The sequence below is a fragment of the Kitasatospora sp. NPDC058184 genome, from assembly GCF_042883725.1.
In the GTDB taxonomy this organism is placed as follows: Bacteria; Actinomycetota; Actinomycetes; order Streptomycetales; family Streptomycetaceae; genus Kitasatospora.
The window spans coordinates 115927-128616 of record NZ_JBHVVE010000017.1; the positions used below are offsets into that span (position 1 = coordinate 115927).

Annotated in this window: 20 protein-coding genes; 18 read left to right on the forward strand and 2 right to left on the reverse strand. The window is 73.1% G+C overall.

Translation table 11 applies throughout. The features are described 5' to 3' along the window. Positions 1-85 precede the first annotated feature (85 nt). From ACFVXH_RS28850 to ACFVXH_RS28890, 9 genes are all read left to right on the forward strand, one after another. On the forward strand, positions 86-676 hold the full coding sequence (locus tag ACFVXH_RS28850) for a DUF4913 domain-containing protein (protein ID WP_387828597.1): 591 nt from the start codon (positions 86-88) through the stop codon (positions 674-676). After that, the gene (locus ACFVXH_RS28855) at positions 673-1425 is read left to right on the forward strand and encodes a glycosyl hydrolase (RefSeq protein ID WP_387828600.1); all 753 of its coding nucleotides are present in this window, start codon (positions 673-675) and stop codon (positions 1423-1425) included. Before ACFVXH_RS28850 ends, ACFVXH_RS28855 begins: the two co-directional genes overlap by 4 nt. Next, on the forward strand, positions 1422-1913 hold the full coding sequence (locus tag ACFVXH_RS28860) for a hypothetical protein (protein ID WP_387828603.1): 492 nt from the start codon (positions 1422-1424) through the stop codon (positions 1911-1913). Before ACFVXH_RS28855 ends, ACFVXH_RS28860 begins: the two co-directional genes overlap by 4 nt. After that, positions 1913-2563: a hypothetical protein gene (locus tag ACFVXH_RS28865; RefSeq protein WP_387828606.1), complete on the forward strand. Its 651-nt coding sequence runs from the start codon at positions 1913-1915 to the stop codon at positions 2561-2563. Before ACFVXH_RS28860 ends, ACFVXH_RS28865 begins: the two co-directional genes overlap by 1 nt. After that, complete coding sequence (locus ACFVXH_RS28870) at positions 2560-3180, forward strand: hypothetical protein (protein WP_380740951.1); 621 nt, start codon at positions 2560-2562, stop codon at positions 3178-3180. Before ACFVXH_RS28865 ends, ACFVXH_RS28870 begins: the two co-directional genes overlap by 4 nt. Before the next feature lie 18 nt (positions 3181-3198). Then, the gene (locus tag ACFVXH_RS28875; RefSeq protein WP_380740950.1) at positions 3199-4011 is read left to right on the forward strand and encodes a winged helix-turn-helix transcriptional regulator; all 813 of its coding nucleotides are present in this window, start codon (positions 3199-3201) and stop codon (positions 4009-4011) included. A gap of 120 nt (positions 4012-4131) precedes the next feature. Further along, positions 4132-4929, forward strand: a complete 798-nt coding sequence (locus ACFVXH_RS28880) for a DUF317 domain-containing protein (protein ID WP_380740949.1) — start codon at positions 4132-4134, stop codon at positions 4927-4929. Positions 4930-4943: 14 nt separating this feature from the next. Then, positions 4944-5792: a DUF317 domain-containing protein gene (locus ACFVXH_RS28885; protein ID WP_387828610.1), complete on the forward strand. Its 849-nt coding sequence runs from the start codon at positions 4944-4946 to the stop codon at positions 5790-5792. Positions 5793-5816: 24 nt separating this feature from the next. Further along, on the forward strand, positions 5817-6302 hold the full coding sequence (locus ACFVXH_RS28890) for a hypothetical protein (protein ID WP_387828613.1): 486 nt from the start codon (positions 5817-5819) through the stop codon (positions 6300-6302). Between the two features lie 7 nt (positions 6303-6309). Here ACFVXH_RS28890 and ACFVXH_RS28895 read toward each other — a convergent pair whose 3' ends face one another. Further along, the gene (locus ACFVXH_RS28895) at positions 6310-6573 is read right to left on the reverse strand and encodes a hypothetical protein (RefSeq protein WP_387828616.1); all 264 of its coding nucleotides are present in this window, start codon (positions 6571-6573) and stop codon (positions 6310-6312) included. Between the two features lie 156 nt (positions 6574-6729). Between ACFVXH_RS28895 and ACFVXH_RS28900 the strand changes: the two genes are divergently transcribed. The 9 genes from ACFVXH_RS28900 (at position 6730) to ACFVXH_RS28940 (ending at position 11341) form a co-directional block, all read left to right on the forward strand. After that, on the forward strand, positions 6730-7125 hold the full coding sequence (locus ACFVXH_RS28900) for a DUF317 domain-containing protein (protein ID WP_198959374.1): 396 nt from the start codon (positions 6730-6732) through the stop codon (positions 7123-7125). A 26-nt stretch (positions 7126-7151) separates the two neighbouring features. Next, the gene (locus ACFVXH_RS28905) at positions 7152-7496 is read left to right on the forward strand and encodes a hypothetical protein (protein WP_074003058.1); all 345 of its coding nucleotides are present in this window, start codon (positions 7152-7154) and stop codon (positions 7494-7496) included. A gap of 139 nt (positions 7497-7635) precedes the next feature. Beyond that, positions 7636-7899: a MarR family transcriptional regulator gene (locus ACFVXH_RS28910; RefSeq protein WP_380786804.1), complete on the forward strand. Its 264-nt coding sequence runs from the start codon at positions 7636-7638 to the stop codon at positions 7897-7899. 55 nt (positions 7900-7954) lie between these two features. Further along, entirely contained in the window at positions 7955-8302 is a 348-nt protein-coding gene (locus tag ACFVXH_RS28915) for a hypothetical protein (protein WP_074003060.1), read from the forward strand. A 56-nt stretch (positions 8303-8358) separates the two neighbouring features. Further along, on the forward strand, positions 8359-8571 hold the full coding sequence (locus ACFVXH_RS28920) for a hypothetical protein (RefSeq protein WP_074003061.1): 213 nt from the start codon (positions 8359-8361) through the stop codon (positions 8569-8571). Then, the gene (locus tag ACFVXH_RS28925) at positions 8510-8989 is read left to right on the forward strand and encodes a hypothetical protein (protein WP_241852922.1); all 480 of its coding nucleotides are present in this window, start codon (positions 8510-8512) and stop codon (positions 8987-8989) included. The genes ACFVXH_RS28920 and ACFVXH_RS28925 overlap by 62 nt, the downstream gene beginning before the upstream one ends. 350 nt (positions 8990-9339) lie before the next feature. Next, complete coding sequence (locus ACFVXH_RS28930) at positions 9340-9525, forward strand: hypothetical protein (RefSeq protein ID WP_387828621.1); 186 nt, start codon at positions 9340-9342, stop codon at positions 9523-9525. Positions 9526-9562: 37 nt separating this feature from the next. Further along, complete coding sequence (locus ACFVXH_RS28935; protein ID WP_143204563.1) at positions 9563-9916, forward strand: hypothetical protein; 354 nt, start codon at positions 9563-9565, stop codon at positions 9914-9916. Positions 9917-10168: 252 nt separating this feature from the next. Next, positions 10169-11341 carry a hypothetical protein gene (locus ACFVXH_RS28940; RefSeq protein WP_387828624.1) on the forward strand — a complete coding sequence of 391 codons (1173 nt, stop codon included), beginning with the start codon at positions 10169-10171 and terminating at the stop codon, positions 11339-11341. A gap of 449 nt (positions 11342-11790) precedes the next feature. Here the strand turns inward: ACFVXH_RS28940 and ACFVXH_RS28945 are convergent, their stop codons facing one another. After that, the gene (locus ACFVXH_RS28945) at positions 11791-12672 is read right to left on the reverse strand and encodes a helix-turn-helix transcriptional regulator (RefSeq protein WP_387828627.1); all 882 of its coding nucleotides are present in this window, start codon (positions 12670-12672) and stop codon (positions 11791-11793) included. Positions 12673-12690 lie beyond the last annotated feature (18 nt).

Genomic DNA, 12690 nt, shown 5'->3' on the forward strand with positions numbered 1-12690 from the left:
GACTGCTTCACCGGAGCCCTGCCGTGACCCGAAGAAGACCTTCCGACCCCGACCTCCCCGTCCGTCCGAACCTCCTGGATGTGCCATGTCCGAGTCCGATCCGCTGCCGGGCGCCTCCGAGCCCGAGCCAATCCGCATCCCCGACGAGGACCTCGACGACCTCGTCAGCGCCCTGAACCGCACCATGGCCGAGGTCCGCCAGCACGGCGTGATCCTCGACCGTCTCGGCTCCGAACCCGACGACGAGACAGGGTCCGGCTCCATCGAGCCGGGCACCGGCGGCGAGGACGCGCCCGAGGCCGCTCCGCCGCTGTTCATCCTCGCGATGGGCGGCGCCCAGTACGCCGCCGAGCTGGCCGAGCTCTCGTTCTGGGTCACCCACATCCTGCTGCCCGTCTACGGCCGCGAGATCGGTTCCACCCGCCCGTGGTGCGCGAGGTGGCCCGAGCACCCCGAAGCCGTCGCCCGCCTCCACGCGCTGTGGCTGGCCTGGCAGCAGCTGACCGCCGCCGAGGCCGGCCAGGGCGGCCCTTCGATGTGGCATCGCGACCACCTCGACCACGCCATCGCCCAACTCCGCTCTCCGGACGGTCCGTTCGCCGCGTGCACTACGAGCCCCTCCCGGCCGGCCCACCGCGTCCTGTCGACCCCCGACCAGCTGGGACTCGCCGCATGAAGGACACCGACTTCCGACTCGACGACCTCGAACCCTCCGACGAGCACACCGCCGAACTGTACGACTCCACTTGGGTCAGCGACTTCAAGACGATCTCCCAGCACGATGTGGGCGACCGCAGTTTCATCATCGCCTTCGATGCCTCGGCCACCTGGGGTTACCCCAACATGCCCAACATCGCCTCCTTCGATCTCGTGCGCGACAGCAGCCAGGCGACCTTCAGCATGCACAGGTCCAAGCACGCCACCTTCTCGTTCGCGCAGAACTGGCTCGTCAACCGCGGCTGCCCTCCGGACGCGCTCGCGCCGACCATCGACGTCCCCAAGCCCGCCGACGAGCTGACCGTCCAGGTCGAGGACCGCATCCGGCGCTCGGGCGAGGGCCTTGCGGTCGTCGACTACCAGGTCATCGACGGGTCCGACGTCGAGGGCTGGAGCATCGCCGTCGACCGCCAGGACAAGGAGCTGCCCGTCCGGCTGTTCCTGGAAACGCTCCAGCCCGACCAGTACACCTACACGGTGCGCGAGGGGGCGTTCGCCAACCACGCCGCCGCCGAGAACTGGCTGGAGCAGCGCTCCACTCCGCTGCCCGACGCGCCGGAGTACCGCCTCGATGCAGCGGCCCTGCGTACCCGCGCCGCCCTCGCCCGCAGCACCACCGCCCCGGCCGCCGTCACCGCCGCCGACGTTCTCGCCGCCGCGCCCGCAGCCGCATCCGTCGCACAGCCCGATCGGGGGCGGTCGCTGTGAGTCGCGCGAAGTTCGGATTCTCCGCCCACCCCGACGCCATTGCCGACCTGCGCCAACTCCCCGACGCCGTCCGCGACCAGGCGCTGCTGCACCTGCAGGACCTCGTGCACGGCGAGCGCGTTGCCAAGCGCCTCGACGGCCGGCTGGAGGGCTGCCACAAGATCTACCTCGGCGTCGGCGACCAGTGGGCAAGCCACCGCCTGGTCGTGCAGTTCCGCGACGCCCCGCCGGCCTCGAAGCACGCACGCGAGGTCCACCTCGTCGCCGCTGGCCCGCGGCTGGACTACGCGGTTTACCGCTCCGCCCAGAACCGCCTGGACCGCACCGGCCTCAACCTCCCCGCCGGCCTCAGCCCCGCCGAGGACGCCCGGGTGCGCGCCGCCCGCGCCCGCTCCACACGCCTGGCACCCGCAGCTGCCCCCGGCCCCGCCTACACCACCACCTCCCCCGGTTACGCCACCACCCCCGCTTCCCGAAAGGCCCGATGATGGCCACCGTCCCCGCCCACGCCGAACTCGCCACCTGGCTCGTCGAGGCCGCCGAAGCCGTCTCCGGCATCGTCACCACCCAGCACTCCACGCCGCTCTCCCGCTCCTACCTCCACCCCGTCCTCGGCCCGCTCGCCGCCGGGCCCGAGGTGCTCACGGCCCTCGCGGACCGCATGGAGGACCTGCTCGACGAGGAGCTGCCGACCGCCCCGGCCACCCTGTTCACCCTGGCCTCCTACGCCTCCGCCCTGGGCTGGCTCACCGAGTCGCTCTCCGAACTGACGCAGACCGTCGACGTCCTGGCCACCATGGCCGGTCTTCCACCGCGCCCCGGTGCCGCGCCCACCGTCCCCGGGGAGCTGGAGGGCTTCGACCTCTCCGGCTACACCCCGCGCGACCAGGAGACGGTCACCACCCTGGCGGCAGAAGCCGCGCTCCCGCCCGGCCTCTACCTCCAGGTCCTGGGCCGGGCAGAGGGCGCCGCCTCGGACTTCACCGAAGCGTGCATGGAGATCGTCGGCGCCCTGACCGAGGACGCCCACGAGCTCCTCAAGGAGTCGGTCAGCTTCGTGCGCCTGGGCGGCAACGGCCCCGACAGCCTGCCCACCCTGGTCCGCTCCCTCATCGCCCGGATGGAGACGACCGAGTGAACCCGCACGACCAGCTGGCGAAGCCCGCCGCGCACCGCGTCTACGAGCGGCTCGGTGTGGACGACGTCTGGACCCTGCTGCGGCGCGAACCCGAGGAGAGTCCCGAGGCCAGCCTCGCTTGGTACCTCGCCGCGTCCGTCACCGCCATCGACGGCGTCCACCGCGAGCTGACCGCCGCCGCGAAGACGGCCGTCGAGACGCTGTCGCCCGTCGAGCGCGGCGAGTACGCCGGGCAGCCCACGGACGAACAGGGCACCCCACGCAGGGCGTTGCGCGAGGTGCAGCTCGGGGATCTGTGGATGCGCGAGAACGTGCTCTGCGGCAAGGAGGTCATCCACGGCAACGGCCGCGGAGCGCCGGTCAAGGCCGAGACCGTCGAGCCGCTGGTCGCCGCCGGCCTGATCGCGGCCGACACCGCAACGGACGCCGCCCGGGTGGGGCGCATGGTCTCGCTCACCCCGGTGGGCCGGAAGGCGTTGGAAGCCTCCCCAGCCGCCCGCCTGCGCGAGGCCGCCGCCCTCTACCGCAGCGTGGCCCCCGCCGCTGCCCCTCCAGCCGCCTCCGCACCGCTTGCCGCATCCCCGGCGTGGACCTCGTCCTCCGCCCGCACGCGCTGACCAGGAGTTCCCCGGATCATGCCCGCCCAGCCGACCACCACCATGACCACCGCCGACGCGGCACGCGTGGAGAGCGTCCTGCGCCAGCTGGCCCCGAAGTGGTCCACGCACTTCGTCCACACGATCGCCAAGTACGGCCCGGAGATGCGCGTGCGCGACATCGCCCACCACCATCCGGCGGTCAACCAGCCGTACGTCAGCAGGCGCCTCTCCGCCATGGCGGACGCCGGGCTGGTGGACCGCGACGCCACGTTCGACCGCTGGGCGCCGTACAGGCTCAGCGTCGGCGCGCGGACGCTCGGCCCGCTCTACCGCGCGGTCACCCAGTGGTCCTCCGAACACCTCGACCACGCACCGCAGGGCCGGTCCGACCGGATCGAGGACGCCCTGCGCCGTCTGCACCTGGTGGACACCACCGAGGTGGTCCGGCTGCTCTCGGAACACGGGAGCACGCGGGTGAGCCACCTCGGGGAGCGCGTCGGCGTCTCCGAGCGACTCATCGCCACCCGGCTCAACCGCATGCAGGCCGACGGCCTGGTCGCCCGCGCCGGCTCCCGGCACGGCGACCCCTACATCCTGACCGACGCCGGTCGCGCCCTCGCCCCCGTGTACACCGCCGTGCAGCAGTGGGACAACCGGCACTCGGCCGCCCCGGCCGTTCGGATGCCGGCCGCCACCCGGACCCTCGTCACCGGAGTGGACACCGTACGAACCGCGGCGGCACTCCGGCGAAGCCCCGCCCCCACCAATCTCTTCAGCCACGCCCCCGCCCCACAGCCCCGCGTCCCCGCAGCAGTGACAGCGGCTTCCCGTCCCTCCCGCGGGCGGTGACCGCCGTGAACACCCGCCCCAGACCCCCTCCCCCATCTCCGACTCCCCGCTCCGCACACCGCCGCACCCGTCCTCGCCGCCGACGGCATGCGGGCCCGCTCCCCGTTCAGGATCCTCCCGGTGCTCTCTACCTCCCTCTTGCTCGTCCACCCGCTTCGTCTCGCCGGCCCCGGTGACCAACGGCTCATCACTGACGCGCTCGACACCTCCCCCGGCTGGGACCGAGACCGCTCGTCCGACGGAGCACTCCGCTTCACCAGCCCCTGCCGAACCGCCATCATCACCGGCGGACCTGCGCCCGGCCGCCCTGGCGCCTGGACCGTCCACGGCTACCGCTCGCCCGGCTCCGCCCCGCTGTGGCGTGCGGCGTTCGCACCCGGCACTCCCGCTGAGATCACCGCCGCCTTCATGACCACCCTCGTCCACGGCCTGCGCAGCGGGCACCGCGACTACCTGCATGGCGGCCCCCACCACCTCCCGCGCACCCCCGCCTCCGTCCTCGCCGACCGCGGCTGGTGGCCTGACCAGAGCCCCCCGGGCTTCCACGACCAGGTCGCACCCGACCGGACCGCCGTCTACCGGCACCGCGTGGGCCACCAGCCGCCCGACGCCGAAGCCGCTGGCCAGACCCCGCCGGCCTGGAGCATGCTCGCGGGCAACCTGCGAAACCCCTCCTGGCGTGCAGACTTCACCACCGGCGTGCCCTTCTACCCCCTCGTTCGCGCCACTCTCCTCTTCAGCTCACCCGCACCCGCGGTGCGGCAACGCTGCGATATCCCCGCCCACCACCTGCCCCACCTCACCGCCCGGCCGCCCTCCGAAGCCGCCGGCGCCCACCCGGCACCCCGCAGTCGGTCGGCCGCGCCCGCCACCCCGTCCGCCGCCCGACCCGTACCCACCGCCGCACACCGCCGCTGACCCTGGACGATCCGATGCCGTACACCCCCGAGAAGCCCCGCGAGTACCGGATCACCCCCCGCTACCTCGCCAACGGGGACGCCAACGGCTCCCCGGCCATCCAGCGCCTTCTGGACGCCGGTTGGGCGCTCAGCAGGGACGAGCTGGCGAACACCTTCGTCACCGCGCCGGACCTGCGGGTCCGCCTGGCCTTCCTGCCCGAGGGCGAGGACTCGACGCTGTGGAAGATCAGCGCGGGGTCGGACGCCTTCGCCCCACCGCAGTGGCTGGTCACCTTCGACAACCGCACACCACCCGAGGTCGTCGAGGACTTCACCGCCGCGCTCGCCGCCGCCTACACGCAGGGCCCCGAGGCCTGTCTGGGCGACGGCGGCCGAACGTCCGGAGCCGACACCACCCTCCGGCTCCTGACCGACGGCTGGCGCCTGGACCCCGCCACCCCGTTCCTGAGCTACCAGTCGCCCGACCGCCTCATCCAGCTCCACCGGCGGGACAACCCACTGCGGCACGAAGCCGAGATGGCCGGCGACACCGAGCGCTGGCTGTTCGAGGTCGGCCCACCCCGAGGCGTCTGGTACGCCACCGCCTCCTCGCGTCTGCCCGAGCACCTGCTCCAGACCCTCACCACCGCCGTCACCGACCCGGTGCCGGTCCACCGGTACATGCGGCGCGTCGACCTGGAGCACCTGCCCGCCGTCGCCACCGCGACGCCGACGGCGCCCAGCCCCCTGGAGGTGGCGCGCGTCCGGGCGGCCACCTCCCGCTCGCTCTCCGTTCCCCGCACCGCGCCGTCCGCGCTCGCCTACAGCACCACCACCCGCCCTCCGACACTCCCGGCCGCCTCGGCCGGACGCTCCCGCTGACCACCCGCACCCCGGAGGAACCCCGTGCCCGACGCCGCCGCCCTGGAGCACGCCGACACGATGATCGAGAAGGCCTGGGGCCGACCGATCGCCGAGTTGGAGAAGGCCGCGATCCGCCGCCCCGTCGAGGGCCCCTTGCTGCGCGCGGCTATGCACATCAGGGGCTGCCTCACCGTGGTCTCCAACTCCGTTGCCGTGCACCAAGAACGGCTGCACGCCCTTACCCAGCCCGGTCACGTCCCCGCCTTCTACGACCTCGACCGGATCACGGAGTCGGCGAGTGCCCTGCGGACCGCCCACGCCGAGAGCAACACTGCCATGCAGGCAATCCGCCACCTCGTCGACACCCGCGAACTCGCCCTACAGGCCCAGCACGGTCCCGACGCCGAGCGCGTGAAGGCCACCAGCGCGCGCAGCACGCACGCTCCGCGCCCGCTGGCTCTTCCCGCAGAGCGGCCCGCCCCGCCGGCCGCAGCAGGCCCGGCTGCCTCGACCGCTAACCGGCGGTAGCGGCCGGTCAGTCTGCGGCCCGGTCGTGGTGGGCGCCCGGGTCGGCGGCGCCCACCACGCGCGCCAGTTCCTCCAGCGTCAGCTCCACGCGTCGGCCGTCCACCAGCCGGGCCTGCGCCGCCCCAGCCTGCGCCCGCTCGGCACGGCTCGTCGTGCTCACGGCCCACTGGCCGTCGGCGATCATGGCGATGTCGCCTCTCGTCCATGCCCGGCCCGCGCTGCGGATCTTGCGCTCCAGCGCCGCTATGTCGCGACCTCTGCTTGGCTCCAACGCCGTTTCCCCCTTCAGACCTGCGTACGGCCCCGCGCCGTAGCCCCGCTACAGCACCGAGCCCTGCCGATCCATTCCCGCGTCGGTTCGCCGACGGCAGACCGGTAGCCGCCGGAAACGACTACGAGCTTCGGCCGGTCGCATGTCAACGTACTCATGTCGCCGAAACCGCAGGTCAACGAAGGGATCCGGCCCTATGAGCACGTCCGGAAGCCTCCTACCCGCCCCGTCCGCCCCGTCCGCCCCGCCGTCCAGGAGCGCGGCTGGCTTTCCTCCGACCACAGCGCGGAGCCGGTCCTCGCCCTGCTCGACGGCCTCGGCTGGGCCATCGTGGACACCCCCGGGGCCAACCTTCACTGCACCAGCCCGGACGGGCGGGTCTACGTCGGCTGGCTGCCCGAGGACCCCGGTTCCTGGCACCGCGGCATCGTCTGGCGTGCGCAGGTCCGTCCCACCGACGCCGCCGCCTGGACCCAGGAGTTCGGCGTCCACACACCCTCCGAGGCCGTCGCCGGATTCCTCGCCGCGCTCGTCGCCAACCCGACCCGCTGACCCAACACCCCTGAACGGAGCACCAATTGGCCACACCCCGACTGGACCGCGCTATCGTCCACGGCACACCCCGCGACCCGCTCGGCCTCGCCGTACAGGACAGCCGAATCGTCTGTGCCGACAGCTTCTGCCTCTCGGTGATCGCCCCCGACCCCGTCGACGTCTTCCTGCTGCCCGCCCTGACCCTGGAGGTCGGCTTCCCCACCTTCCGTCCCGAACCGTGGGACACCTGGCGCACCTACCTCGACCCGGGGTCCGAGGAGGATGACCCCACCGAGGCCGTGTACCTGTACGTCCCCGGCGCCCTGGTCCGGGACCTGATCGAATCCCACGGCGGCGAAGCCCGGCTCCTTCCCAGCCAACGCAGCTGACCGGCGGCTCCCACCATCGACTTCGCCGAAGGGCACCACCCTGACGATCACCATCGATCTCACCCGCATCCCCGGCCCGGCCATCGCCGTGCTCGGCCTGGCCAACGCCTTCTCCGTCCCAACCGGGTCAGCCACGTTCGTGCTCAGCCTCGCCCTCAGCTTGAGCGGCCTGCTGCTGACCTTCGACGACGTCCACGAGGACGGCCTACGCCGGGACACGCTGGTCGTCGCCCACCTCGCCAAGAGACCCGGCGGCGCCCGCGTCGGCCAGATCGGCACCGCCCTCGGCCTGCGCAACCACGCGGTCGCCAGATCGCTCGACCGCCTGGTCACCGACGGCCTGGTGGCGCTCGAAGCCGAGGGCGAGCCGCTGGCCCTGCGCTCCTATCGCCTCGCCGACTGATCACCCGCGCCCCGAAGGAGGCACCACGAGTACCCACCACGTCGACTTCCACCCAGTGGTCGTCACCGCCACCACCGAGCACTGCGCGAGCCGCCGCATCCTCACAAGTCCCCACCTGCGGATCGTCCGCGCCGACCAGGTCCGGCCCGACGACCTGATCGTCTCCGCCTTCCAACCCTCCGTGCCCGGCCGCCTTGCCCGGGCCGACTACTTCGCCTCTGGCCCCTACCCGGCCCGTCCCGGGCCCTACCACCCGGGCTGCGGCTGCGGAGTGTGCGGCCTGCCGAAGGTCCAAGGCCCGAACGGCACCGTCGTCCTCACCACCGGCTACCCGTGGGACACCTGCGACCCGTGGCCCGCCGACGACCTCCTCCTCATCCGGCCCCGCCTCCACCTTTCGTGACCACCACCGCTGTCGCTTCACCCGCTCACCGCATCGTCCATTCCTGGAGAACCGCCATGCCCCAGTACCTCACCGTCGGCCACCTGGTCGCCAAGCTCCAGGCCCTCGACCCGAACCTTCGGGTCCGCCTCGCCGTGAACCCCGACTGGCCCTTCGCCCACTACGTCGGCACGGACGTCGTCGTCCAGAACGGCATCGCCTACATCAGTGAGGACGGCCAAGAGGACTACCTCCCGTCCGACGTCCGCGACCAGCTCGCCTGGGCCTGACCCTCGCCGCCGACCGAAGGAGAGCCCTATCCCCACCGGCTACCGCCCCCACCGCCCCCGCCCGCTCGACCGCTTCGCCCTCCACCCCGTACCACCGTGGGCAAGCGGAGCACTCGTCCACAGCGTCCCCGCCCATACCAGCCACCCGATCAAGGTCCTCTGGGTCCCGAACACCGCGCCCCGGCTCCCCTTCGGCCGCATCCTCCTGCGCTGGGAGCCCGCCCCCGAGGCCGGCTGGGACGTCACCGCCCGCCTCGGCCTCGCCACCACCGTGGTGCCCCTCGCCACCTGGCCCGCCGCCGGAGACGACTGGCCCCGCCTCGTCCGCCCCACCCTGCGCGAGGTCACCGGCCTGTGCTCCGCCCTCACCGTGGCGACCGCCGCACTCGAACTCGCCAACCGGCTCGCCGACTCCTGACTGCCACCGACGAAGGCCGCCCCTGCGCCGATCCGGCCGGGGCGGCCTTGCTGTACCCCCACCTACCCGCCGCTACATACACTCATCACCGGAGCAGCGAGGAAGGACAACTGCCATGGCCGCCGGCCAGCCACCCTGGGGCTACACCGAGGTCTCCGCGCACCTGGGCATCAGCGTCGGCGCCGCCCGCAAGCGCAAGAGCAGAGGTGCTCTGCCCGTCCCCGACGACGGCGTCCCGGACCGCCCGCGTTGGAGGCCCAGCACCTTCAGATCTGGAAGCCCCGTGGCCAGGGCTACCGCAGCGACCTCCACACCGACCGCACCGACGTGCCATCATGACCGGCACCCCGATGCCCTCGCCTCCGTTCCTCGCCCCGGATTCCGCCGTCCTCCAGCTGATCGTCGCCAACGCCGTGCACACCGGTGCAGCCACCGTCGAGCAGGCGATCCTGCACGCGGCCGTCGACTGCTGCTACGAGGGCCACGTTGAAGGCGAAGGCGCCTGCCCCGGCTGCGACTTCCGAGGCCGGTGGTAGCAGCGGGCCCCTGTCGGAACGAAAGGACGCCCCACCCATGACCGCTCACCCAACCCACCGTCCCGGACTACTGATCGGCCTCTGCACCGTCGCAGCGACCGGCGCTGTCACCGCCGTCCTCGGCGCCATCGACAGCCGGTACGGGGTGTGCGCTGTTGGCCTGCTCATACTGGCCGGCGGCGCACTGGCCGCGTACCGCACCGCGCTGGCGGCCGAACGCCGGACCGATGAAGCCGTCCGCGACCGTCTGCGCGCCGATCCCGGCGCCGGACCGGACGCCATCGCGGCGGACCTCGGCCTGCGCCCAGCCGCTGCACGACTCAGCCTCCACCGACTGGACGCCGCCGACCGACTTCCGTCAGCCCGCCACGGCGCTGACCCTGGAAGCTGACCGGAACGAGGCGAAGAACCGGCGTTTCTAGCGGCCCTTCGCCTCGTTCGGCTATACCGCAGAGACCGAGCCATGGTGCGCCACGCTTTTCTCACCGGTGTCAGCGCCCCGACAGCGCCCTGGCCGCTCCTGTATCCCGCCTGGCCGGGTTCCAAGAAGTCGCGCTCCGAAATGGGGCGCGATGGATCGCGGGCAGGGCGCGCGTCGGCGCTGAGCAACCGATCGGCGTAGCCGTGGAGGCGGGGAGTCTGGATGATAAGAGACATGCATACTTTCCGTAGTCGGATGACTTCTTTGAGTCGTGGCGCCGTCGGTGCTGTGGCGGTCATGTCCGTGCTGCCTTGCAGCCCGGCCGTGGCGGCCTCGCCCGTCGTTCCCGCCGCGGTGCCGCACGGCGAGCAGGCCTTCACCCCGGGGATCTACACCTTCGTGGTTCCGTCCGGGGTCACGCAGATGACCATCCGGGTCTGGGGCCGCGGCGGCGCCGGGGCGGGCGGAGGCGGCGGAGGCGGCGGCGGGGGCGGCGGTGGCGGCGGCTATTACGCGATCCTGGTCACCAGCCCGGTCATGGGCGGTGGCGGTGGCGGGGGCGCTGGTGGCAGCGGCGGCAGCGGGGGCGGTGGGGGCGGAAGCGGGGGCTACTCGGAGTGCACCGCCACCGTCGCAGCGGGCCAGACCTTCCGCGTCCTCGTCCCCGGATCCGGCCGCCGGAGTGTCGGTGGCGGCGGTGGAGCGGGCGGTGGCGGCGGCGCCGCAGGAACCGCCTTCGCCAGCGGCCAGACCGGTACCGCCGGCGCGGGCGGCGGCGGGGGCGGTGCCGACACCTTCATCACGCTCGCCCAGGTCTCCGGGCCCAGCGCCCGGGTCACCGCTCGCGCGGGTGGCAACGGGAGCGCCGGACGCCCGGGCCCCGGCGGCGGTGCCGGGCAAGGAGGGGAGAACGGCAAGTTCGGCGGTTCGGGCGGCGCGGGCGGTTCGGGCGGCGCTTCCGGCGGCCTCAGCGGAGTAGGCGGTGCCGGCGGCGGGGGCCGCAGCGACGCGGGGCGCTGTTCCGGCACGGGCTCGGCGTTGCCCGGCAGTTCCGGGACCACCGGCCCGGCAGGTGCCGCTGGTGCCGGCGGTGTCACCGGCGGTCAAGGCACGGCAGGTCGGCCCGGTTCGGGCGAGCTTGGCGGCGCGGGCGGCGCCGGCGGGGCGGGCGGCGCCGGGGGCGTGCCGCCGACGACGACTGTCACTCCGCCCGCCGGCACCGGTGCCGGAGGCAGCGGGGGCAACGGCGGCACCGGCGGCACGGGAGGCCAGGGAGGAAACGGCGGCGGCCCGAACCCCAACCCGAGCCCGCAGTCGGGCTTCACCGGCGCCAGCGGCACTGGCGCCCAGCAGGGCAGCCCGGGCGGCCCCGCCTACGCCCTGATCAGCTGGTAGGAGTTGCGGTTCGGGGCCGCAGCCTTGGGCCTCCGACGGCATCTCACCACGCTGGACAACCTGAAGACCCGGGACGCAGCCCTCATGGTCTGACTACCCGAGCCTCCAGGACGGGCCCGACTCCTTCAGGAACCGGGCCCGAACCGTGTGTCCTGGAACATCGGCTCCGATCGGCGCCCGACGTTTCGATCCGCACGAACGAACCTCAGCCGCCACGTTCGTCGACCTCAGCGAGGCAAGCGACCTGCGGCTCGCCACATCCACCGTCATCCCGCGGCCTTCGGCGAGACCGTCCGTACGGGCTTGGAGTCACAGGCTGGGCCGATGGAATCCCTGGTCACGGCCGTTCACGCACGGCACCGAATATTGCATCCGCTGCAATACCGCGCGTTATACCGGCAGAGAGTGCTTATTCCCGGAGTGTCGCATTCGTCCAGTGTTGGGCAATCTCACTGGGTTCTCTGCGTGGGCTGGGGGCTGTTCCAGCTGGCGAGGAGGTCGAGGGTTTCAGCGTCGCGGCTGCCGGGCGGGACGGTGCAGAGGATGAGGTAGAGGCCGTCGCCGGCAGTGAGTTGGGTGGTCTCGTAGGTGAAGGTGAGATCGCCGACGAGGGGGTGGTGGATGCGCTTGGCACCGGCGCGGTGGCGGCGGACGTCGTGGCGGGCCCATCGCTGGCGGAAGGCGTCGCCGCCGCGGATGGAGAGTTCGCCGATCAGGTCGGTGAGGGCCTTGTCGTGGGGGCTGCGTCCGGATTCGGCGCGCAGGGTGGCGACGTTCTGGTCGGCGACGGCGGCCCAGTCGGGGTAGAAGGCGGTGGCGGCGGGGTCGAGGAAGGTGAAGCGGGCTGCGTTGGCCGGGCGGGCGGGGCTGTCGAAGATGGGGGCGAACAGGGCGCGGGCGAGGGTGTTGGCGGCCAGGAGGTCGAGGCGGGCGTTGCGGATGTAGGCGGGAACGCCGCTGATCGTTTCGACGAGGTTGCGCAGGCCGGGGCGGACGGCCTGGCGGGCGGGGCGGGCCGCTCCCGCTGCGCCGGTCGCCGTGGCGTTGGCGGCGCGGACAAGGTCGAAGAGGTGGGCGCGCTCGGCGTCGTCCAGCAGGAGGGTGCGGGCGATGGCGTCGAGGACGGCGTCGGTGGCGCCGCGGGCGTCGCCTCGTTCGAGGCGGGTGTAGTAGGGGACGCTGACGCCGGCGAGCTGCGCGACTTCCTCGCGGCGCAGGCCGGGGACGCGGCGGGTACGGTCGAGCGGGGAGGGGGTGAGGCCGGCCAGCTCGGGGGTGACGCGGGCCCGGCGGGTGGTGAGGAAGTCGCGGATCTCGCTGCGTCGGTCCATGCCCTCGACACTACGGCC

What these genes read in the sequence shown, in the direction of transcription:
- ACFVXH_RS28850 (WP_387828597.1), top strand. Translation starts at nt 86, where the DNA reads ATGTCCGAGTCCGATCCGCTGCCGGGCGCCTCCGAGCCCGAGCCAATC.
- ACFVXH_RS28855 (WP_387828600.1), top strand. Translation starts at nt 673, where the DNA reads ATGAAGGACACCGACTTCCGACTCGACGACCTCGAACCCTCCGACGAG.
- ACFVXH_RS28865 (WP_387828606.1), top strand. Translation starts at nt 1,913, where the DNA reads ATGGCCACCGTCCCCGCCCACGCCGAACTCGCCACCTGGCTCGTCGAG.
- ACFVXH_RS28875 (WP_380740950.1), top strand. Translation starts at nt 3,199, where the DNA reads ATGCCCGCCCAGCCGACCACCACCATGACCACCGCCGACGCGGCACGC.
- ACFVXH_RS28885 (WP_387828610.1), top strand. Translation starts at nt 4,944, where the DNA reads ATGCCGTACACCCCCGAGAAGCCCCGCGAGTACCGGATCACCCCCCGC.
- ACFVXH_RS28900 (WP_198959374.1), top strand. Translation starts at nt 6,730, where the DNA reads ATGTCGCCGAAACCGCAGGTCAACGAAGGGATCCGGCCCTATGAGCAC.
- ACFVXH_RS28920 (WP_074003061.1), top strand. Translation starts at nt 8,359, where the DNA reads ATGCCCCAGTACCTCACCGTCGGCCACCTGGTCGCCAAGCTCCAGGCC.
- ACFVXH_RS28930 (WP_387828621.1), top strand. Translation starts at nt 9,340, where the DNA reads ATGCCCTCGCCTCCGTTCCTCGCCCCGGATTCCGCCGTCCTCCAGCTG.
- ACFVXH_RS28935 (WP_143204563.1), top strand. Translation starts at nt 9,563, where the DNA reads ATGACCGCTCACCCAACCCACCGTCCCGGACTACTGATCGGCCTCTGC.
- ACFVXH_RS28940 (WP_387828624.1), top strand. Translation starts at nt 10,169, where the DNA reads ATGATAAGAGACATGCATACTTTCCGTAGTCGGATGACTTCTTTGAGT.
- ACFVXH_RS28945 (WP_387828627.1), bottom strand. Translation starts at nt 12,672, where the DNA reads ATGGACCGACGCAGCGAGATCCGCGACTTCCTCACCACCCGCCGGGCC.